This window comes from Pseudonocardia sp. HH130629-09, assembly GCF_001294645.1.
Taxonomy (GTDB): domain Bacteria; phylum Actinomycetota; class Actinomycetes; order Mycobacteriales; family Pseudonocardiaceae; genus Pseudonocardia.
Genome location: NZ_CP011868.1, coordinates 3,949,799 through 3,970,606 on the forward strand (window position 1 = coordinate 3,949,799; position 20,808 = coordinate 3,970,606).

At 73.2% G+C, this 20,808-nt stretch carries 16 protein-coding genes and 1 pseudogene; 8 read left to right on the plus strand and 9 right to left on the minus strand.

Annotated features, from left to right (window positions below):
* Nucleotides 1-54 precede the first annotated feature (54 nt).
* The 4 genes from XF36_RS18155 to XF36_RS18170 are packed head-to-tail and all read left to right on the plus strand — an operon-like array spanning nt 55 to nt 4,224.
* Nucleotides 55-591: a fumarylacetoacetate hydrolase family protein gene (locus tag XF36_RS18155; RefSeq protein ID WP_202968416.1), complete on the plus strand. Its 537-nt coding sequence runs from the start codon at nt 55-57 to the stop codon at nt 589-591.
* Complete coding sequence (locus tag XF36_RS18160; RefSeq protein ID WP_060714804.1) at nt 588-1,043, plus strand: cupin domain-containing protein; 456 nt, start codon at nt 588-590, stop codon at nt 1,041-1,043. Before XF36_RS18155 ends, XF36_RS18160 begins: the two co-directional genes overlap by 4 nt.
* Entirely contained in the window at nt 1,040-1,930 is an 891-nt protein-coding gene (locus tag XF36_RS18165; RefSeq protein WP_082375496.1) for an acyl-CoA thioesterase, read from the plus strand. Before XF36_RS18160 ends, XF36_RS18165 begins: the two co-directional genes overlap by 4 nt.
* Complete coding sequence (locus XF36_RS18170) at nt 1,927-4,224, plus strand: bifunctional salicylyl-CoA 5-hydroxylase/oxidoreductase (RefSeq protein ID WP_060712895.1); 2,298 nt, start codon at nt 1,927-1,929, stop codon at nt 4,222-4,224. The genes XF36_RS18165 and XF36_RS18170 overlap by 4 nt, the downstream gene beginning before the upstream one ends.
* 72 nt (nt 4,225-4,296) lie before the next feature.
* On the opposite strand, the gene kynA is transcribed toward XF36_RS18170, so the two are convergent.
* Both kynA and XF36_RS18180 read right to left on the minus strand, forming a co-directional pair.
* Nucleotides 4,297-5,145: a tryptophan 2,3-dioxygenase gene (kynA, locus tag XF36_RS18175; RefSeq protein WP_060712896.1), complete on the minus strand. Its 849-nt coding sequence runs from the start codon at nt 5,143-5,145 to the stop codon at nt 4,297-4,299.
* A complete protein-coding gene (locus XF36_RS18180) occupies nt 5,142-6,371 on the minus strand; it encodes a kynureninase (protein WP_238588950.1) in 1,230 nt (409 codons plus the stop codon). Before XF36_RS18180 ends, kynA begins: the two co-directional genes overlap by 4 nt.
* Before the next feature lie 194 nt (nt 6,372-6,565).
* Here XF36_RS18180 and XF36_RS18185 point away from each other — a divergent pair, with 194 nt between their 5' ends.
* Complete coding sequence (locus XF36_RS18185) at nt 6,566-7,081, plus strand: isochorismatase family protein (protein ID WP_193394043.1); 516 nt, start codon at nt 6,566-6,568, stop codon at nt 7,079-7,081.
* A 6-nt stretch (nt 7,082-7,087) separates the two neighbouring features.
* Here XF36_RS18185 and XF36_RS18190 read toward each other — a convergent pair whose 3' ends face one another.
* Both XF36_RS18190 and XF36_RS18195 read right to left on the minus strand, forming a co-directional pair.
* Nucleotides 7,088-9,274: a transglycosylase domain-containing protein gene (locus XF36_RS18190; RefSeq protein WP_238588951.1), complete on the minus strand. Its 2,187-nt coding sequence runs from the start codon at nt 9,272-9,274 to the stop codon at nt 7,088-7,090.
* 64 nt (nt 9,275-9,338) lie between these two features.
* Nucleotides 9,339-12,797 carry an indolepyruvate ferredoxin oxidoreductase family protein gene (locus tag XF36_RS18195; protein WP_060712899.1) on the minus strand — a complete coding sequence of 1,153 codons (3,459 nt, stop codon included), beginning with the start codon at nt 12,795-12,797 and terminating at the stop codon, nt 9,339-9,341.
* 153 nt (nt 12,798-12,950) lie between these two features.
* Between XF36_RS18195 and XF36_RS18200 the strand changes: the two genes are divergently transcribed.
* Nucleotides 12,951-13,394, plus strand: coding sequence for an Lrp/AsnC family transcriptional regulator (locus XF36_RS18200; protein WP_060712900.1), 444 nt, complete (start codon nt 12,951-12,953; stop codon nt 13,392-13,394).
* Between the two features lie 87 nt (nt 13,395-13,481).
* Nucleotides 13,482-14,657 carry a glycosyltransferase gene (locus XF36_RS18205; RefSeq protein WP_238588952.1) on the plus strand — a complete coding sequence of 392 codons (1,176 nt, stop codon included), beginning with the start codon at nt 13,482-13,484 and terminating at the stop codon, nt 14,655-14,657.
* A gap of 10 nt (nt 14,658-14,667) precedes the next feature.
* Here the strand turns inward: XF36_RS18205 and XF36_RS18210 are convergent, their stop codons facing one another.
* The 4 genes and pseudogenes from XF36_RS18210 to XF36_RS34320 all read right to left on the minus strand — a co-directional run bounded on the left by XF36_RS18210 (nt 14,668) and on the right by XF36_RS34320 (nt 18,046).
* Nucleotides 14,668-15,183, minus strand: coding sequence for a hypothetical protein (locus XF36_RS18210; RefSeq protein WP_060712901.1), 516 nt, complete (start codon nt 15,181-15,183; stop codon nt 14,668-14,670).
* Between the two features lie 333 nt (nt 15,184-15,516).
* Nucleotides 15,517-15,958, minus strand: a pseudogene (locus XF36_RS34315) (IS701 family transposase); the annotation flags it as partial.
* 127 nt (nt 15,959-16,085) lie between these two features.
* On the minus strand, nt 16,086-17,498 hold the full coding sequence (locus tag XF36_RS18225) for an alpha/beta hydrolase family protein (RefSeq protein ID WP_238588953.1): 1,413 nt from the start codon (nt 17,496-17,498) through the stop codon (nt 16,086-16,088).
* Complete coding sequence (locus tag XF36_RS34320) at nt 17,384-18,046, minus strand: TolB family protein (RefSeq protein ID WP_238588954.1); 663 nt, start codon at nt 18,044-18,046, stop codon at nt 17,384-17,386. Before XF36_RS34320 ends, XF36_RS18225 begins: the two co-directional genes overlap by 115 nt.
* A 197-nt stretch (nt 18,047-18,243) precedes the next feature.
* On the opposite strand from XF36_RS34320, the gene XF36_RS18230 reads away from it, so the two are divergent.
* Entirely contained in the window at nt 18,244-19,482 is a 1,239-nt protein-coding gene (locus XF36_RS18230) for an IS701 family transposase (RefSeq protein WP_414706251.1), read from the plus strand.
* Between the two features lie 146 nt (nt 19,483-19,628).
* On the opposite strand, the gene XF36_RS18235 is transcribed toward XF36_RS18230, so the two are convergent.
* Nucleotides 19,629-20,497 (minus strand): IS5 family transposase gene (locus tag XF36_RS18235; RefSeq protein ID WP_060713651.1). Its coding sequence is split into 2 segments (ribosomal slippage): nt 19,629-20,386 and nt 20,386-20,497, totalling 870 coding nucleotides; the frame shifts between segments, so codons are not numbered across the junction.
* Nucleotides 20,498-20,808 lie beyond the last annotated feature (311 nt).

Here is a 20,808-nt window from a genome sequence, read left to right on the forward strand (position 1 = left end):
GATGGGCCGCGAGCTGCCCGCCCACCCGACACCCTCACCGGGCCCGCGGACACCGTGACGGTGCCGGACTGGGCCGAGGGGCTGGACTGGGAGGCCGAGCTCGCCGTCGTCGTCGGGGCACCGCTGCACCGCGCGGACCGCCACGAGGCGACCGCCGCGATCGCCGGGTACACCGCCGCGAACGACCTGTCGGTCCGCTCCTGGCAGCGCCACACCGGGCAGTGGCTGCCGGGCAAGGCGTTCGACGCCACCACCCCGCTCGGCCCGGTGCTGGTCACCCCCGACGAGCTGGACCCGGCCGCCGGTCTCGCGCTGACCTGCCGGGTCGACGGCGAGCTCGTGCAGTCCGGCGACACCGCGGACCTGGTGTTCGACGCGCCCGCGCTGCTCGCCTACGTCTCCGCCTTCACCCGGCTGTCCCCCGGCGACGTCGTGCTCACCGGCACCCCCGCCGGGGTGGGCGCCGGGACGACCCCGCCCCGCGCCCTGGCCGACGGCGACGTCGTCGAGGTCGAGCTGGCGGGCGTCGGCGTCCTGACCACCCCGATCCGCATCGAGAAGACCGGCACCGAGCACAGGGAGTGCGCATGAGTGAGCAGAGCAAGGACGCCACCGAGCTGGCCTGGTCGGCCGCCCCCGTCGTGACCCGCGCCGGGTCCGAGGACACCGGCACCGGCCAGTCCGGTGGCTGCGTCCGTGTCTCCGGCGTGTCGCCGCAGCACACCCCGGCCACCCGGATCTGGTTCGGCCGGGTCTCCAACGAGCCGGGCTACCGCTCGCTGCCGCACCACCACGGCGAGGCCGAGACCGGCGGCTACGTGCTGAAGGGCACCGGCCGCATCTGGTACGGCGAGAACTACGAGCAGTGGATCGAGATGACCGAGGGCGACTTCGTGTTCGTCCCGCCGTTGATGCCGCACGTCGAGGGCAACATGTCGACCACCGAGGAACTGGTGTGGCTGACCTGCCGGACGCCGGACAACATCGTCGTCAACCTCCCCGAGGTCGACGACGCGAGCCTCGAGGGATACCGCCGCGCATGAGCACCGAGCACACCACCCCCATGCCCGCGGACACCGAGCGGTCGGTCGCCCCGCTGCTCGCCGCCCTGGACCTGCAGAAGGACGGCGACGACGCGTTCCTCGCCCGCCACCAGGTCATCCCGTCGGGCCGCGCCTACGGCGGCGAGCTCGTCGCACAGGCCGAGCGGGCCATGACCCTCACCGTCGGCGAGGACCGCCGCGTCGCGAACCTGCACGGCTACTTCCTGCGCGCCGGCGACGTGCACACGCAGACCCGCTGGGAGGTCGAGCGCGTCCGCGACGGCCGCGGCTTCTCCCACCGCGCGGTGCGCGGCCTGCAGGGCGGCAAGGAGATCTTCCGGGCGATGGCCCAGTTCGCGGTGCCCACCGCGGGCGCCGTCGAGCACTCCGACACGCTGCCGCCCGAGGCGGGTGACCCGAGCGAGCTGCCGAGCACCGCCGACGTGCTCGTCGGCGCGGACACCCGCGACGCCGAGTACTGGCGCTTCCACCGCGGCTTCGACATCCGGCACTCCCCCTCGGCGCTCTACACCGACGCCGGCGGCGAGCGCGTCGCCCGGCAGACCGTGTGGCTGAAGGCCTGGGAACGGCTGCCCGACGACCCGGCGATCCACCGCAGCGCCCTGGCCTACGTCTGCGACTACACCCTGCTCGAGCCGATCCTGCGTCGCCACGGCTCGGCCTGGGCCGACGACGGCGTCGTCACCGCCAGCCTCGACCACGCCATGTGGTGGCACCACGACGGCCGCATGGACTCCTGGGTCGCGCTGGTCCAGACCTCCCCGGTCGCCACCCGCGGCACCGGACTCGGCACCGCCCGCCTCTACTCCGCCGACGGCCGGCTGCTGGCCTCGGTCGTCCAGGAAGGACTGGTGAGTCTCCCGTGAGCTCTCCCGCCCAGAAGATCGTCTCCGTCGGTGGCGGCCCCGGTGGGCTGTTCTCGGCGATTCTGCTCAAGAAGTCCGACGCGTCACGCGAGGTCGTGGTCTACGAGCGCAACCGCGCCGACGACACCTTCGGCTTCGGCGTCGTCTTCTCCGAGGAGACGCTGGACAACATCCGCGCCGCCGACCCGGAGTCGCTCGACCTCATCGCCGCGGAGTTCCGGCACTGGTCGGCGATCGACGTCGACGTCCTCGGGGTCCGCGAGCGCAGCGACGGGCACGCCTTCGCCGCGCTGGAGCGCAAGCGGCTGCTCGGCATCCTCGGCGAGCGGGCCGCGGAGCTCGGGGTCGACCTGCGCTTCTCCACCGAGGCGCCGGACCTGGACACCCTCCGCCGCGACCACGACCTGGTCATCGCCGCCGACGGCGTGAACTCCCGCATCCGCGAGGCGCTGGCCGAGGAGTTCCGGCCCACCCTGGACCGGCGGACCGCCCAGTACGTCTGGTTCGCCACCACCCGGCCGTTCGACTGCTTCACCTTCCAGTTCGTCGAGACCAGGTTCGGACTGTTCTGGGCGCACATCTACCCGTTCGACGGCGAGCGCTCCACCTTCATCGTCGAGACCGACTCAGACACCTGGGCGCGGGCCGGGCTCGCGGAGTTCGCCGCCGCCGAGCGCAGGCCCGGCGAGAACGACGGGCGCTCCCTGCGCTTCTGCGAGGAGGTCTTCGCCGACCTGCTCGACGGCCACGGCCTGATCGGCAACAACTCCGGCTGGCTGTCCTTCGGCGTGCTGCGCAGCGGGTCCTGGCGCGCCGGGAACGTGGCGCTCGTCGGCGACGCCGCGCACACCGCGCACTTCTCCATCGGCTCGGGCACCAAGCTCGCGCTGGAGGACGCGATCGGTCTGGTCGGCGCGGTGGACCGGGAACCGACCGTCGAGGCCGCGCTCAAGGCCTACCAGGAGGACCGCAAGCCGGTCGTCGAGTCGCTGCAGCGCTCCGCGCAGACCAGCCTGGAGTGGTTCGAGGGCGTGCGCCGCTACCGTGGCCTGGCTCCCGAGCAGTTCGTGTTCCAGCTGCTCACCCGCTCGCAGCGGGTCACCTACGACAACCTCAAGCTGCGCGACGCCGGCTACGTCGGCCGGGTCGACGCCTGGCTCGCCGACCGCACCCGCGAGCTGGGCTGCGACGTCGAGACCGGCACCCCGCCGATGTTCCACCCCTACCGGCTGCGCGGCATGACCCTGGCGAACCGGATCGTCGTCTCGCCGATGGCCCAGTACTCCGCCGTGGACGGCGTGCCGACCGACTGGCACCTCGTGCACCTCGGCGGGCGGGCGCAGGGCGGCGCCGGGCTGGTCATGACGGAGATGATCTGCACCTCCGCCGACGGCCGGATCACCCCCGGCTGCCCCGGCCTGTACACCGACGACCAGCGGGACGCCTGGGCCCGCGTCGTGCGCTTCGTGCACGAGAACACCGGCGCGAAGATCGCCGCCCAGATCGGCCACGCCGGGCGCAAGGGCTCGACGAAGGTCATGTGGGAGGGCATCGACGAGCCCCTCCCCGACGGCAACTGGGAGATCCTGGCGCCGTCGCCGGTGCGCTACCGGCCCGACAGCCAGGTCCCGCGCGAGGCGACCGAGGCCGACCTCGACCGGGTCGTCGCCGACCACGTCGCCGCGGCACGCCGCGCCGCCGACGCCGCGTTCGACATGATCGAGCTGCACTTCGCGCACGGGTACCTGGTGTCGAGCTTCCTGTCCCCGGTGTCGAACCGGCGGACCGACTCCTACGGCGGCAGCCTGGCGAACCGGGCCCGCCTGGGCCTGCGGATCCTCGACGCCGTGCGCGAGGTGTGGCCGGTCGACCGGCCGATCAGCGTCCGGATCAGCGCCACCGACTGGGTCGAGGGCGGTTTCGACGGCGACGACGCGGTGGCCCTGGCCCCGATGCTGCACGCGCACGGCGCGGACATCGTCGACGTCTCGACCGGCCAGACCAGCACCGAGGCGAGGCCGAGGTACGGGCGGCTCTACCAGACGCCGTTCGCCGACCGGATCCGGCAGGAGACCGGCGTCCCGACGATCACCGTCGGCGCGGTGTCCAGCGTCGAGGACGCGAACACGATCATCGCGTCCGGCCGGGCGGACCTGTGTGCCATCGCCCGTCCGCACCTGGTGGACCCGTACTGGACGCTGAACGCGGCCCTGGACCAGGACTTCCGCGGGCACGCGATCCCGAAGCAGTACCGGTCGGGGCTCTCGGCACGGCGCCGCGCACAGGAGCCGTGAGCCACACGTCCTGCCCCCTGTGGGTGACGCGCGGACGCCGACGGCCGGGCCGGGCGCGTCGGTGCTCCGGGCTCAGAGGGCCGTGCGGACGTCGTAGAGCTCGGGGAAGAAGGTGAGGTCCAGCGCCCGGCGCAGGAAGTCCCGGCCGCTGGACCCACCGGTTCCCCGCCGCACCCCGATCGTCCGCTCGACGGTCTTGAGGTGGCGGAAGCGCCACAGCTGGAAGTTCTCCTCGACGTCGACGAGCTCCTCGCAGGTCTCGTACAGGTCCCAGTGGGTCCGCGGGTCGGCGTAGACCGCCGCGAACACCGGCACGAGGTCCTCGCGCCGGGTGTGGGCGACGGTGACGTCGCGGTCGAGCAGGTCCGGCGGGACGGCGAAGCCGCGGCGGGCGAGCAGCCGCAGGAACTCGTCGTAGAGGCTGGGCCGGTGCAGCGCCGCCTCCAGCAGCGCGTGCGCGGCCGGGTCCTCGCCGAACAGCTCCAGCATGGCGGCGTTCTTGTTGCCGAGCAGGAACTCCACCGCCCGGTACTGGTAGCTCTGGAACCCCGACGACGTGCCGAGGGCGCCGCGGAACTGCCCGTACTCCGACGGCGTCAGCGTGGCCAGCACCGACCACTGCTCGATCAGCGTGCGCTGGACGTGCTTCACCCGGGCCAGGCGTTTGAGTGCGCGGGCCAGCTCGTCGGCGGCCATGTCGTCGGCGGCAGTGCCCAGCTCGTGCAGGACCAGCTTCAGCCACAGCTCGGAGGTCTGGTGCTGCACGATGAACAGCAGCTCGTCGTGGTGCTCGGGCCGGCTGAGCGGGTGCTGGGCCCCGAGGATCCGGTCCAGGTCGAGGTAGCGGCCGTAGGACAGGTTCTCCCGGAAGTCGCGCACGACGCCGTCCTCGACCACACGCGTGTTGTCCTCCGGGCTCATCGCGCGACCTCCTCGGCCAGCGCGGTCATGCCCGCCGCGACCTCGCCGAACGACGTCGACAGCGGTGCGAGCCCGATCCGGATGCCGTCCGGGGCGCGGAAGTCGCCGATCACGCCGCGCTCCCACAGCCGGGCGTTGACCTCGGCGAAGTCGGACCGGCGCAGCGTGACGTGCCCGCCGCGGCGGTCGGGGTCGCGCGGTGAGGCGACCTGCACGCCGTGCCGGGCGAGCAGGGTGTCGGCCAGGTCGAGGGCGAACGCCGTCAGCCGCAGCGACTTCGCCCGGACCGCGTCGATCCCGGTCTCGGCGAGCAGCTCCACGCCGCACTCCAGCGGCACCGAGGCCAGCACCGGCGGGGTGCCGGACAGCAGCGCCCGTACGTCGGGCGCCGGCTCGTGGCCGGGGCCCATCGCGAACGGGGCGCGGTGGCCGAACCAGCCGATGATCGGCTGGCGCAGCGCGCCGGTGTGCCGGGCGGCGAGGTAGCCGAACGCGGGCGCGCCCGGCCCGCCGTTCAGGTACTTGTAGCCGCAGCCGACCGCGAGGTCGGCGCCCCAGGCGTCGAGCTCGACCGGGACCGAGCCGACCGAGTGCGACAGGTCCCAGAGCACCAGGGCGCCGGCGTCGTGCGCGACCCGGGTGATCGCGGGGCCGTCGGCGAGGAACCCGGACCTGTAGGCGACGTGGGACAGCAGCACCAGCGCGGTGCGCGGCCCGACGGCCGCCGCGACCTGCTCAGGGGTCACCCCGGCGGCCGGGTCGGACTCGATCCAGCGCAGCGACGCGCCGCGCTCGGCGGCGATGCCCTCGACCACGTAGCGGTCGGTCGGGAAGTTGTCGGTGTCGACGACGATCTCGTCCCGGCCGTGCGCCGCACGCTCGTCGAGGGCGGCACGGGCCAGCTTGTAGAGCAGCACCGTGGTGGAGTCGGCGACGACGACCTGCCCCGGCCCCGCCCCCAGCGCGGCGGCGCCGATCCGGTCGCCGAGGGTGCGCGGGCGGTCGATCCAGCCCTCGTCCCAGCCGCGGATCAGCCGGGTACCCCAGTCCGCGCGGACGAAGCGCTCCATCCGCTCGGCCGCCGCGCGCAGCGGGCGGCCGAGGGAGTTGCCGTCGAGGTAGGCGACGACGCCGTCGGCGGGCAGGAACCGCTCCCGGAGGGCGGCGAGCGGGTCCTCGGCGTCGAGGCGGGCGGCGACGGCCGCCGGGTCGGGGTGGACGGTCACGGGGCCCATCCTGCCAGGTTCCGGCCCCTAACCGCGCCAGCGACGCTCGTAGCGTTCCCGCGCGGCCTCGCGGGTCCCCTCGTCGGCCTTCTCGCGCACCACGGCGGCGTGGCCCACCGGGTACCCCGCCTTTGGCGACGCGGTGCTCGGCGGACTCGTACATGTAGGCCGGCCGTATCGTCTCCGCCGTGCTGATGACCGCAGGCAAGGCCGTCCTGCTCCTGGTCGACCTGCAGGAGCGCCTGGTCCCCGCGATGCACGACGGCGATCGCGTCGTCGAGCGCGCCGCCCGGCTCGCCGAGGCCGCGACCCTGCTGGAGGTCCCGGTGCTGGCCACCGAGCAGGTCCCGGAGAAGCTCGGCCCGACCGTCGAGCGGCTCGCCGGCCTGCCGCACCTGGTGATGCCCAAGACCCGCTTCGCCGCCGACGACGGCGTGCTGTTCCCGCCCGGCCGCACCGAGATGGTCGTCGCCGGGGTGGAGGCGCACGTCTGCGTGCTGCAGACCGTGCTGGAGCTGCGCGCCGAGGACCGCCGGGTGGTGGTCGTCGCCGACGCCGTCGGGTCCCGGTTCCCGCAGGACGAGCAGCTGGCGCTGGAGCGGGCGCGCGCGGCGGGGGCGGAGGTCGTCACCTCGGAGATGGTGCTGTTCGAGTGGCTGCGCGACGCCGCGCATCCGCGCTTCCGCGAGGTCCAGAAGCTGCTGAAGTAGGCCCGGTCACCCGTTGCGGGGCTGCAGGTAGGCCGGGTCCGGGTCGGGCAGCGGCACGTCGGCCCGCCCGGCGACCAGCGGGTCGACAGCGGCGAAGAACGGCGGCGCCGCGACGGTCCCGCCGAACGCGCCGTGCCCGCAGTCGCCCAGGTGCACGGGGTCGCCGGGGCAGATCTCCGACGGGTTCGGGCCGTCGGCGAACACCATCGAGGACCCCGCCACGCCGTCGATCCCGCCGGTGGCCCCGACGAACGCGACCGACTCCGAGGAGTTCGTCGTGCCGGTCTTGCCGATCGTGGGGCGCGTCCAGCCCGCGGCCCGCGCCGCGGCCGCCGAGGTGCCGGTCACGGTGTCGCCACCGAGCCCGGCGGCCAGGGTGTGCGCGACGCCGGGGGCGACGGCCTGCTCGCAGGCGGGCCGGTTCACCGGCACCGCCGCACCGTCGCGGCCGGTCACCGACAGCACCGCGTCCGGGGCGCACCAGACGCCGTCGCTCTGGATCGTCGCAGCGACGTTCGCCTCCTCCAGTGTGGACACCGGGCCGACCCCGAGGGTGAACGACGGGAGGTCCGCGAAGAACTGCGACTGCGGCTGGGAGATCCGCGCGTCCGGCGACGAGGGGTCCGGCGTCCCGCCCGCCGCGTTCGACGCGAGGGTGTCGCGCAGCCCGAGCCGGCGCGCCATCTCCACCACCCGGGGGATCCCGGTGCGTTCCTCGAGGTCGACGAACGCGGTGTTCGGCGAGGTCGCGAGCGCGACGGGCAGCGGGATCGGGTCCGGGTAGTTCGGGGTGTCGTTGCTGACGGGGTAGCAGCTGCTCCCCGCGCCGGGGAAGCACGCCGAGGCCGGGTCGGGCAGCGTGCTGTCGTAGCCGACGGTGCCCGCCTCCAGTGCCGCGGCGGTGGTGAAGATCTTGAAGGTGGAACCGGCACCGAAGACGTTCGACGGCGCGGCGACGAGGTCGCGCGTGGTGTCGCCGGCCGCGGCGTCGGTGCCGGGCCGCCGGTTGGCGACCATGGCGAGGATCTGGTGGTCGCCGGTGGCGGCGTCGCCGCGGCCGGGCCGGATCAGCGCCAGGGTGTTGGCGACGCCGTCCTGGGTGCGCGGCACGTTCGCGTCGACCGCCTGCTGTGCCGACGCCGTCGCGGCCGGGTCGAGGGTGGTGCGGATCGTGTAGCCGCCGGTGTCGAGCTGCTGCTCGGTGAACCCCGCCTTCTCCAGCTCGGACACCGCGTGCTCGCAGAGGAACCCGGCGCCGTCGGTGGCGCCGTAGCAGTTGTGCCCGGGGACCTGCGGCCCGCCGGGGCGCACCCCGAGCGGCGCGGTCGTGGCCTCGGCGGCCTGGGCCGGGGTGAGCGACCCGGCGTCGCGCATCGCCGCGATCACGGTGTTGCGCCGGTCGGTCGCGGCCTGCGGGTGGCGGAACGGGTCGAACAGGGTGGGGTTGTTGACCGCGCCCGCGAGCAACGCGGCCTGCGGGACCGTCAGGTGCGCGGCATCGGTGCCGAACCAGGCGCGCGCGGCGACCTCGACGCCGTAGACGTTGCCGGTGAACTCGACGGTGTTGAGGTACCCGGCGAGCACGTCCTGCTTGGACGTGCTGTGCGCCAGGCGCTGGGCGAGCACCGCCTCGCGGATCTTGCGGGTCGGGGTGTCGGCGTGGTCGGCCCGCTGGGCGGCGGGGTCGTCGCGGTCGACGACGTCGATCAGCCAGTTCTTCACGTACTGCTGGGTGATGGTGGAGCCGCCCTGCACGGCGCCGCCCGCGGCGTCGGTGACCAGTGCGCGCAGGGTGCCGACGGGGTCCACCCCGGACTCGTCGAAGAACCGGCGGTCCTCGACGTCGACGATCGCGGCGACCATCGACGGGGAGATCCGGTCGTAGGGGACGGGGATCCGGTACTGCTCGTCGAGGTACGCGATCGGGGTGCCGTCGCGGTCGGTGAGGACCGTCGCCGCGGGCAGCGCCGCCGCGTTCGGCAGGTCGCCGGTCGTCCCCGGCGGCACGACCGAGGCGACGGCGGCGACGCCGGCCGCGGCGGGTGCCGCGCACCCGGCGAGGACGAGCCCGCCGGCCAGGATCCCGATCCCGAGCCGCCGCAGCACCGACGGGTCCGGGCGGCGCCACCGTCGCCCGGTGCGGGTCTCCCGGAGACGGTCGTTCCAGTGCTGTGCGATCAGGCGTTCCCCCACGCGGGAGATTGTGCGCCGCAACGCTCAGGGATGCCTGAGGCACGCCCGCGCGAGTCGCTGAGAGTCAGCCGGTCAGGGCGGCGAGCGCGGTCCGGGCCTGCTCCCGGAACCGCTCGACGTTGCCGAGCTTGACGTCCTCGTAGCCCCGCACCAGGTCCGCGGTCTCGGCGACGGCGACCACACCGTCGACGGTGTCGTGCGTGAGCAGGTCCAGCGCGGCGCGGACCAGCGTCTGGTACTCCCCCACCAGCTCGCGCTCCACCCGGCGGACCCCGGCGCAGCCGAACACGTCCAGCGGGGTGCCGCGCAGCCGCCGGGCCGCGCGCAGCGCGCGGAACGCGGGGCCGGCCAGCCGGCCGTCGAGGGCGATCTTGCGGTTCATCCCCAGCGCGCGCAGCACCGGCGGGTGCAGCATCACCGAGACCCGGGCGTCGGGACCGAACGCGGCGTCGCGGCGGGCGGTCTCGACCGGGTCCAGGTGCAGGCGGGCGACCTCGTACTCGTCCTTGTAGGCCATGAGCCGGTGCAGGCCGCGGGCGTAGGCGGCGCCGACGCGCTCGCCGGCCGCGTCACCGGCCCGGGCGGCGGCGATGGCCGCCGCCCGGCGGACCTCCTCGGCGTAGCGGTGGGCGTAGGCGGCGTCCTGGTAGCCGGTGAGGTCGGCGATGCGGGTGGCCAGCGCCTCGGTGAGCTCGGGGCCCGTGGCGACCGAGCGGGCCAGCGCGGCGGACGCCTCGTCGACGGCGACCGGGGCCGGCTGCGGCGCGAGGAGCGCCCGGCGCACGGCGGCGGCGTCGATCGCGGCGGCCCGGCCCCAGCGGAACGCGGTCAGCGTGGTCTCCACGGCCGCGCCGTTGACCCGGATCGCTTCCTCCAGCGCCTCGACCGACACCGGGAGCACCCCGTGCTGGTAGGCGGCACCGAGCAGCAGCATGTTGGTGGGCAGGTGGTCGTCGAACAGCGACTCGGACAGCGTCTGGGCGTCGACGGCGAGCAGGTCGCGGGTGACCGCGCCGATCCGCTCGACGGCGTCGTCGGTGGAGCCGGGCAGCACGACGCGTCCGGTGACCATGGCCGCGGTCGGCACGAGCGAGGTGTTGACGACGGCGACGGTGTGCCCGGGCCGGGCGACCGCGAGCGTCGCGTCGGAGGCGGTGCCGACGAGGTCCATCCCGATCAACACGTCCGCGGTGCCGCGGGAGGCGCGCAGGATCCCGTGGTGGGGCTGCTTGGCGATCCGGACGTCGGAGACGACCGGGCCGCCCTTCTGCGCGAGCCCCACCTGCTCCAGCCCGGCGGCGAACAGCCCGTCGAGGTGGGCGGCCATCTGCAGGATCGCCGACGCGGTGACGACGCCGGTGCCGCCGATGCCGGGCATCCGGATCAGGGTCGCGTCCGGGTCGACCCGCGGCTCGGGGGCGACGAGCGTGACCGGCAGCGGCGGGATCTCCCGGCGCGGCCGGGTGCCGGGCACCACCGTGAGGAACGACGGGCAGTCGCCCTTGAGGCAGGAGTAGTCGGTGTTGCAGGACGACTGGTGGATGGTGGTCTTGCGGCCGAACTCGGTCTCCACCGGGAGCACCGACAGACAGGTCGACTGGTCACCGCAGTCGCCGCAGCCCTCGCAGACCCGCTCGTTGATCAGCACCTTCTCCGCCGGGGCGGGCAGCTTCCCGCGCTTGCGCAGCCGGCGCTCCTCGGCGGCGCAGCGGTCGTCGTGGATCAGGACGGTGACGCCGTCGAGGGCCGCGAGCTCCTGCTCGACCGCGGCCAGCTCGTCGCGGTGGCGGACGCTCGCGATCGGGTCGAGGGCGACGCCGCGGTAGTCGCGCGGGGAGTCGGTGGTGACGACGATGCGGCGCACGCCCTCCAGGGCGAGCGAGCGGGTGATGTCGGGGACGTTCATCCGCCCCTCGGCACGCTGCCCGCCGGTCATGGCGACGGCGTCGTTGTAGAGCAGCTTGTAGGTCATGGTGACCCCGGCGGCGACGGCGGCGCGGATCGCGAGCGAGCCGGAGTGGTGGAAGGTGCCGTCGCCGAGGTTCTGCACGAGGGTGCGGTCGTCGGTGAACGGGGCCAGGCCGATCCACTGGGCGCCCTCGCCGCCCATCTGGGTCAGCCCGATCTGGCGGCCGCGGTGCTCGCCGTCGAGGGCGATCATCGCGTGGCAGCCGATCCCGACGCCGACGAGCGTGTCGTCGCCGGTGCGGGTGGAGGTGTTGTGCGGGCAGCCGGAGCAGAAGTACGGCGTCCGGTTCCCGAGCAGGTCCAGACCGATCCGCGACGGCTTCGGCGGGGCGAGGCGCTCGAGGTGCGCGCTCGCCGCGGCGGGCAGCGTCCGTCCGGCGGCGGTGAGCCGGGCGGCCAGGGCGCGGGCCACGTCCTCGGCGCCGAGCTGGCCGCGGGCGGACAGCAGCGGGCGGCCGCGGTCGTCGCGGCGGCCGGTGACCGTCGGCCGGTGGTCGCGCCCGTAGAGCGCGTCGCGCAGATGGCCCTCCAGGAACGGCACCTTGTCCTCGACCACGAGCACCTCGGCGCAGCCCTCGACGAGTCCGGCGAGCGCGTCGGCGTCGACCGGGAACGGCATGGCGAGGCGGACCAGACGCACGCCGAGTGCGTCGAGCTCGGCCTCGCCCAGGCCCAGGTCCTCGCACGCCCGCAGCACGGTGGCGTACCCGGTGCCGGAGGCCAACACGGCGAGGTGCGGGTCACGGGAGGTGAAGGTGACGCGGTTGAGCCCGGTCTCGCGGGCGTACTGGCGGGCCAGGTCGAGCCTGCGGGTGAGCTGGTCGTGCTCGGCCTCGACGGCGGCGGGCCCGACGAGCGGGCCGGCCTGCGCGCGGTCGGTGGCGGGCGGGGCCGGGACGCCGACCAGCTCCGGGCGCAGTGCGCCGAGGTCGACGGTGCAGGAGGCGTCGGCGACGTCGGCGATGATCTTCAGGCCGGTCCAGAGCCCGGTGGCCCGGGACAGCGCGACCGCGTGCAGGCCCAGCTCGATCACCTCGGCCACCGAGCCGGGCGCGAGCAGCGGCATCGTCAGGGACTGCGCCATCGGCTCGCAGGAGCTGGGCACGGTGGAGGACTTGCAGGACGGGTCGTCGCCGATGATCGCGACGGCGCCGCCGAGCCGGGCAGTGCCGGCCAGGCTGCCGTGCCGGATCGCGTCGGCGGCCCGGTCGAGGCCGGGGTTCTTGCCGTACCACCAGCCGACGACGCCGTCGTGGCGGCGACCGGGGACGGCGTCGAGCAGCTGGGTGCCCGCGACGGCGGTGGCGGCGAGCTCCTCGTTGAGCCCGGGGCGGAAGACCACGCGCTCGGCGTCGAGGTGGGTCCGGGCGCGGCCGAGCTCGGCGTCGAAGGTGCCGAGCGGGGAGCCCTGGTAGCCCGAGACGAACGAGGCCGTGTCGAAGCCGCGCGCGGTGTCGAGGCGGGCCTGTTCGAGCACGAGCCGCACCAGCGCCTGGATCCCGGTCATCGGAGCCCGCCCGTGGGTAGCGAGGTACTTGGCGTCCAGCACGGTCATCGGTGACGGCTCCTCGTCGGGTGGGCGGCGCGGTCCGCCCAGGACAGCGTGACGAGCGCCACGACGCAACAGCCGAGGGGACTCTGACCGAGAGAACGCAACGGATAGCGTGTGACGACCACACAGACGTGAATCCGTTGCGCCGGAGGTGCCGTGCCCGAGACCGAGGTCGACGAGCTGGACCACGCGATCCTGCGGCTGCTGCACGAGGACGCGCGCCGCACCTACGCCGACATGGCCGCACGCGTCGGGCTGTCCACCGCCGCGACCAAGCGCCGGGTCGACCGGCTGCGCGAGTCCGGGGTGATCACCGGCTTCACCGTGCAGGTCGACCACGCCAAACTGGGCTGGCCGGTCGAGGCGTTCAGCGAGATCCGCTACGCCGGCACCGCCAGCGTCTCGGAGATCGTCGACACGGCGTCGCGCCAGCCGGAGGTGCAGGCGGTCTACACCCTCGCCGGTGACCTCGACGCCCTGGTCCAGGTCCGGGTGCGCGATCTCGCGCACCTGCAGGAGGTCATCGACCGGCTGCGGCGCAACGGCACCGTCACCGGGACCCGGACGCTGATGGTGCTGGGGCGCTGGACCCACACATGATCATTTGCCTATCGCAACGATCCGACCGATCATGACCGGGTGCTCGTTCTCTGCAGTGTCACCGGTTCGCCCTCGCACGGCCGGGCCGTGCTCCCCTTCGTCCGGGCGCTGGGCGATGCCGGCCACCGGGTCGTGGTGGCATGTCCGCCCGACGTCGCGGGGGTGTTCGACGGTGCGCCCGTCGTCGTCGAGCCGGTGCTCCCGACGATGGCCGACGCCGCCGGACACCTCGGCCCGGTCCTCGCCCGGCTCGGCGGGCCCGCCGCGCTGGCGACGCTGACCCCGGCCGAGGCGACGACGGCGCTGCTGCCGACCCTGTTCGCGGGTCCGCAGGTGACGGGCTCGGCGCGGGCGCTGCTCGCACTCGTGCGGGCTCACGGGGTCCCGGACCTGGTGCTGCGCGACGGCGGCGAGACCGCGGGGTTCCTGGTGGCCGAGCACCTGGGGGTGCCGTGCGTGGCGGCACCGTCGGGCGCGGGCAACGTCCTCGCCCCGCACGTCGTCGCCGACGCGCTGACCGAGCGTCGCGAGGAGCTCGGCTTCGCCGTCCCGGACGCCCCGGCTGCGCTGCACCGGTGGGGGCGGCTGGACTGCATGCCGCAGCAGTTCTCGCTGGCCGAGCCGCACATGGTGCCGGCGCGGGCGTTCCGCCAGGACGACCAGGTCACCCGCGGCGAGACGCTGCCCGGCTGGGTCGCCGCGCTGCCCGGGAACCGGCCGCTCGTCCTCGCGGGGCTGGGGACGGCGATGCCGGCGATGGCCGGACGCGCCCAGCGCCGCGCCCCCGTCGACCCGCATGCGGCGCTGCGCACCGTGGCCGAGGCGGCGTCCCGGCTCGACGCCGAGGTGGTGCTGTCCACCGGCGGCCTGCCGGTGGACGACCTGGACCTGCCCCCGCACGTGCATCCTGCTTCGTGGGTGCCGCAGCCGCTGCTGCTCCAGGTCGCGGACCTGTTCCTCACCCACGGCGGCTACAACGGCATCCGCGAGGCCGTGCGGCACGGCGTCCCGCTGGCGGTGCTGCCGCAGTTCGGGGACCAGGAGCACAACGCCGGGCGGGTCGCCGAGCTCGGGCTGGGCGCGCACTGCGCCCCCGACGCCGCCGAGATCGCCGCGACCTGCACGCGTCTCCTGACCGACGACGACGTCCGCGCGCGGATCCGCTCGGCGCAGCGCGCGATGCTGGCGCTGCCGCCGGTGGAGGACGCGGTCGGTGTCCTGGAGGACCTGGTCGCGCGCCGGGTACCCGTGCTGGCGGCCTGAACCGCAGGGGTCAGGCGGGCGGGCCGTGCGGGGCGCGGGGCCCGCAGGCGACGACGGTGCGTGTCCAGGTGCCGAACAGCACGAGCACCCCGAGCACGGTGACGACCAGACCCGGTCCGATGTCGTCGGTGCCGGCGACGGCGGTCTGGCGCGACCACACCGCCCAGAGCCCGGTGACCGCGCCGACGCCGGTGACGGTGGCCGCGGTCCAGGCCAGCGGCCAGAAGCGGGTCAGCAGGGCGAGCACCGACACCCCCACCGCGACGACGGCGACCACGGTGAACAGCCACGGCAGCGGCCCCATGGAGACCCGGCCGGTGAGGACCTCCCACCCGGCGCCGTGGGTCGACCAGGGCATGAGCAGGGCGGCGGCGACGGCGGCGACCCCCGCCCCCGCGACGACCGACGCCGGGCCGGGGTCGATCCAGCGGTCGACCCGCCACGCGATGCGGGTGAGCTCGTCGGCGAGCTCGGGTGTCGCCTGCGGGGACAGCGCGCCCGGGCCGGGCGTGCGCGGTGCACTCATGCGGCTCCCTCGTCGTCACTGCTGTGTCGTCGCTGCGTGTAGTCGCTGCGGTAGCGGGATGTCGGCACTGCTATTGCACCACGCCGGTACCGGTCGCGGCGCCACCGACGGGGTGGCTCCGGGGGCCGGTCGGCGAGCCCGCCGTGCGCACCGCCCGGCGGTCGCGGCGGTACCGGACCGGCCGCCGCGGTCGGCACCGCTCGCCTAGTACTCCAGCCGCACTTCGTTAGCTGGGCTGTCTTCGTCGTCGGTAGTGGCTTTCGCGGGCTCGGTGTTGGTGGCGGCGACGCCAGGTCGACCAGGCCCAGCCCACGGTGCGGGCGGGGATGTGGATCAGAGATGCCAGGAGACGTCGGATCTCGGCGAGGGTGAGCGGGATGAGCCCGCTGCCAGGTCTTTTGGGGCGATCGCCGCGGTGACCGAGAGGTAGGCGTGGGCGAGCATGGCCAGGGTGATGTGGCGGTACCAGGCGTCGTAGCGGCGGACCTGGTACTGGTCGAGTCCGATGTCGTTCTTCGCGGTCTGGAAGCACTCCTCGATCGCCCACCGTGCCCCGGCGACCCGGACCAACTCCCGCAGCGGTGTGGCGGCGGGTGCGGCGCAGCGGTAGAACGCCAGCTCACGGACCGTCTTGCCCTCGGGAACGGTGGTCTGGCGGCGGGCCAGCAGCCAGTGCCCCCGACCCGGAGGGGAGGCCGTCGGTGTCGAGGGTGACCGCGGTCCAGTCGTAGGCGCGCTCGCCGTGCGCGCCCGGGCCGACCGAGCGCGGTTCCCAGGCGTCTCGGTCGGTGTCGGGTTCGCGGCCGCTGGCGATCGTGGCGGGGACCTCGTGTCGTCGGACGGGGCGGAGCATGGTCGTCGACCTCACCGGGGTATCTCGTGGGGCGTGGGCTGCGGCAGCATCACGGAAGATCGTTCCTATGGCTTCGGTGCGGTGCCGGTTCGGCGTCGGTCCGTCCGCCGAGGTGGCGGGCCAGGAACCGCTCGGTGGCGCGGTGGAAGTCGATCTGGTTCTGCGGATTGACGAACCCGTGTCCCTCGTCGTCCTTGACCAGGTACTCCACCTCGACGTCGCGATCGCGCAGAGCGGCGACGATGGTGTCGGACTCCGCGCGCACCACGCGGACGTCGTTGGCGCCCTGGACGACCAGCAGCGGGGTGCGGATCCGGTCGGCCCGGTGGATCGGGGACCGGGCCGCCATGTCCGCAGCCTGCTCGGGGACGTCCGGATCACCGACGTAACGGCCCCAGAAGTTGGTCAGGTTCCTGCGGACGAACGGCGGCACACTTTTCGCGAAGGACACCAGGTCGGAGATCCCGACGTAGTCCACGGCGGCGGCGAACACATCCGGAGTGAAGCTCACCGCGACCAGCGTCGCGTACCCGCCGTAGGAGCCCCCGACGATCCCGATCCGCTCCGGATCCGCCAGGCCGCGGCCCACCGCCCAGTTCACCGCGTCGATCAGATCGTCGTGCATCGCCCCCGCGAACTCCCCGACCGCCGCCTGAGTGTGAGCATTGCCGTAGCCGACCGAACCCCGGAAGTTGACCTGGAGGACCGCGTAGCCGCGGTTGGCCAACAGCTGCGTCTGCGGGCCGAACCCCCAGGCGTCGCGGTACCAGGGTCCGCCGTGCACCAACAGCACCAACGGCAGGGTCGTCGGCTCGGTCGCGACCGGCAGGGTCAGGTACGACGGCAGCGCCCGCCCGTCGCGGGCGGTGATCGTCACCGGCGTCATCGGGGCCAGCGCGGCCGGGTCCAGGCGTGGGTCGTCGGCGAACAGCAGCCGCGACGCGCCCGTGGAGTGGTCGTAGAGCCAGGTGCGGTCCGGGTCGCGGTCGTGGGTGAACGACACCACCCAGCGGGTGCCGGTGTCGTCGGTGGAGATCGCTTCCAGATCGCCGTCGGACAACTGCTCGACCTTGGCCAGTACATCGGCGAAGTGCGGGTCCAACGCGTGGATGACCTGGCGCTCACCGAGGTATCGCACCCCCAGCAGCTCCCCGGTGTGCCGGTGGCGGATCAGCGGTGACTCGGTCTGTCTGACCCCCTGCAACACTGCGCGGCGCAGCGCGTCCAGGTCCAGCTCGGGATGGCTGTCGACCTCGGTCTCGACCCCGGTGGTCAGGTCGAGTCGGGCCAGCCGCATCCGGTCGGACCCGGTGTAGGAGCCGAACCACATGCCGGACCCGTCCGCGGTCAGCTCCCCGGGGACCAGTCCGTAGAGGTGATCGCGGCCGGAGAACTCGGCGATGGTCTCCGGGGCGCCGTCGTTCCAGCGCGCCACGACGATCGTGCCGTCAGCGGCCAGCATCTGGACGACCAGCCGCCCGTCGGGGGCTGCGACCAGTCCATCACCTGGCCCGGGTTCTGAGCCAGCACGGTCAGTTCGCCGGTGGCCACGTCCAGCTCCGCCAGGTCCATCTCGTCGACCCGACGCTGGTTGATCTGCAACAGCACTGTCCCCGGTCGCGCGACCGGCTGATCCCACTTCAGAACCCTGGCCCCTGGATACGGGGTCAGATCCACCACCGGGCGGTCCGGCCGAGTCACCTCGACCCGGAACAGGTGGAAGTTCTCGTCGCCGCCGTCGTCCTGGGCGTAGAGCAACCACCGCGAGTCCGCGGTCCAGGCAAAGCTCAGGATGTTGCGGGTCCGGTCCGCGGTGACCCGGCGTGGCTCGCCGTCGACGCCGTCGACCGCACCGAGGTCACGCACCCACACGTTGAGCCGGTCGCTCCACGGCGCCAGATAGGCGATCCGGGTGCCGTCCGGAGACAGCACCGCCTTGCTGTGCGCGGGCAGGGCGAACAGATCCTCGACCGCGATCAGGTCGGGATGAGCGGGCGTGGACGGTGCCATCAGTGTTCCTTCTGCCGGGTGCAACGATGCGCCCAACCGACACTGTGCCGTCGCGGCACACGCAACGCGCAGTGATCCGAATCACCGACGATACCGAAGGGGTCAGGCGCCTGGCGAAACGCCGCAGGTGCCGTTGCAGTACTAGTACTCCAGCCGCAGTTCGTGATATCTCTAGGCTAGGCTTTGATCTTGTGTATGTGGAGGAGGGTCTCGAGGCGTGGGCCGGTGGCTTGGACGGGTTGTTCGGGCTGGTGGCGGGGCGGTTCTTCCGGACAGAGCCGCGGCGTCGGGCACGGGCGTATGTGCGCGGGCTGTTGGCACCGTTGGCGGGGAAGAACGGGTGGACGTTGGCCGAGGTCGCCGGCGACACGACGCCGGATGGCATGCAGCGGCTGCTCAACTCCGCGACCTGGGACACCGACGGTGTCCGCGACGATCTGCGGGACTACGTGGTGGAGCACCTCGGCGAGGCCGGTGGGGTGCTGATTGTCGACGAGACCGGGTTCCTGAAGAAGGGGGCCAAGTCGGCCGGGGTGCAGCGCCAGTACTCCGGCACCGCGGGCAGGGTGGAGAACTGCCAGCTCGGAGTCTTCTGCGCCTATTCCACGAGCACGGGCCGCACGCTGATCGACCGCGAGCTCTACCTGCCGAAGTCCTGGACCGGGGACCGGGAACGCTGCCGGTCCGCGGCGGTGCCTGACGAGGTCGAGTTCGCCACCAAGGCGGTACTGGCCACCGACATGATCGGTCGGGCTCTCGACGCGGGAGCCCCGGCAGCATGGGTGGCCGCGGACGAGGCCTACGGACAGGATCACGAGTTCCGTTCCTGGTGCGAGCGGCGCCGGATCGGCTATGTCGTCGCCGTACCGCGCAGCCAATCCATCCCGCTCTCACCCAGTGGTGCTGACCTCGCAGTCGACATCGCCGGGCTGGTCGGGTCACGACGTGCTGACGACCTGGTCGCGCGTGCCCCGCAGCAGGCGTGGAAGCGTCGCTCAGCCGGTCCCGGGGCCAAGGGCGAGCGGCTCTATGACTGGGCGGTGGCCGGCCTGTACCCGCCCCCGGACGCCCCCGCTGGGTGGGGGCGCTGGCTACTGGTCCGGCGCCAGATCCTCACCGCCACCCAACTCGAGTCCGGTATGGAGCCGGAGCTGGCCTACTACCTCTGCGCTGGACCGCCCGGCACCGGCGACGACGACCTCATCCGGGTCGCCGGGGCGCGCTGGGCGATCGAGGAGTGCTTCCAGACCGCGAAGAACGACATCGGACTCGACCAGTACCAGGTCCGCCGCTACGACGCCTGGTACCGCCACATCACCCTGGCCATGCTCGCCCACGCCTACCTCTCGGTCACCGCGGCGATCGCCCCAAAAGACCTGCTCACGGGCTCATCCCGCTCACCCTCGCCGAGATCCGACGTCTCCTGGCATCTCTGATCCACATCCCCGTCCGCACCGTGGGCTGGGCCTGGTCGATCTGGCGTCGCCGTCACCAACACCGAGCCCGCGAAAGCCACTACCGGCAACGAAGACAGCCCAGCTAACGAACTGCGGCTGGAGTACTAGGTGAGTGTTTGAGAAGATCATGTTGAGGGTGTGACTACGTACTTCTGCTGGCGTCGGGCGGGTTCGCCACGGGCGATGCGGCGGGTGATGGTGTTGATCGCCGCCCAGCGGATCATGGCCTCGGACACTGCGGGGTGGCGTTCGTAGTCCCGGGCCAGGCGGCGGTGCGCGGTGACCCAGGCCAGGGTCCGCTCGACCACCCACCGCCGCGGGAGGACGGCGAATCCGCGCTGCTCAGGCGGTTTGCGCACGATCTCGACGCTGGTGTGCAGGATCGTGGTCGCCCAGTCCAGCAGGCGCCCGGCGAACCCGGCGTCGGCGTAGACGAACCGCACCCTCGTGCGCAGGTAGAGGTCGAGCAGGGTCGACTTGGCGCCATCGCGGTCCTGCACCGACGCCGAGCACACCATCGTGGTCAGCAGCAGGCCGAGGGTGTCGGTCACGATGAACCGCTTCCGGCCGTTGATCTTCTTCCCGGCGTCGTAGCCGCGGGTGTCCCGCCCGACCGTGTCAGCGCTCCTCACCGACTGCGAGTCGATGATCCCCGCGCTGGGTTCGGGGTCGCGGCCCTCATCAGCGCGTAGCTGACGGCGCACGATCGGGAGGATCTGCTCGGTGACCCTCTGCTGCTCCCACCGGTTGAAGTACCAGTACACCGTCTGCCACGGCGGGAAATCAACTGGTAGAGCACGCCACGCGCACCCGGCGCGCACGACATAGAGGATCGCATCCACCACATCACGGCGCGCGTGCTTCTCCGGCCGGCCTCCCGCCCCGCCGCTGGCAGCAGCGGCTCGATCAACGCCCACTGCTCATCGCTGGTGTCCGAGGGGTACCGCCGCCTACGCCGAGCCACTCCTCCACGATGGACCACACCCGGACGCATCCAGCGCAGACACGCCGACCCTTCTCAAACACGCTCTAAGAGGGTCGTTCGACGCCCGATGTGCCAGGTCCTTCAGGCCCTCAGCAGACCATGATCATCCGCCCGGCCGTACTACATGTACGTGTCCCATCGCGCATCGCACGCGCGTCCCATTGACGCATCCCAGCACGTCTCCCATACGGGCACCTTAGATGCCGTCTATCAGATGGCGCCGGTGTGGACACTACTTCGTCCGTGATCGGCGTACTTTCAGTGGCGCATGGGAACCGCGACGTGGGCCCGGATGTTGACCACGGCGCACTACCCCTGTT

Coding starts and splice junctions, on each gene's coding strand:
- XF36_RS18160 (WP_060714804.1), top strand. CDS start 588: ATGAGTGAGCAGAGCAAGGACGCCACCGAGCTGGCCTGGTCGGCCGCC.
- XF36_RS18165 (WP_082375496.1), top strand. CDS start 1,040: ATGAGCACCGAGCACACCACCCCCATGCCCGCGGACACCGAGCGGTCG.
- kynA (WP_060712896.1), bottom strand. CDS start 5,145: ATGAGCCCGGAGGACAACACGCGTGTGGTCGAGGACGGCGTCGTGCGC.
- XF36_RS18185 (WP_193394043.1), top strand. CDS start 6,566: ATGACCGCAGGCAAGGCCGTCCTGCTCCTGGTCGACCTGCAGGAGCGC.
- XF36_RS18195 (WP_060712899.1), bottom strand. CDS start 12,797: ATGACCGTGCTGGACGCCAAGTACCTCGCTACCCACGGGCGGGCTCCG.
- XF36_RS18210 (WP_060712901.1), bottom strand. CDS start 15,183: ATGAGTGCACCGCGCACGCCCGGCCCGGGCGCGCTGTCCCCGCAGGCG.
- XF36_RS18225 (WP_238588953.1), bottom strand. CDS start 17,498: ATGCTGGCCGCTGACGGCACGATCGTCGTGGCGCGCTGGAACGACGGC.
- XF36_RS34320 (WP_238588954.1), bottom strand. CDS start 18,046: ATGGCACCGTCCACGCCCGCTCATCCCGACCTGATCGCGGTCGAGGAT.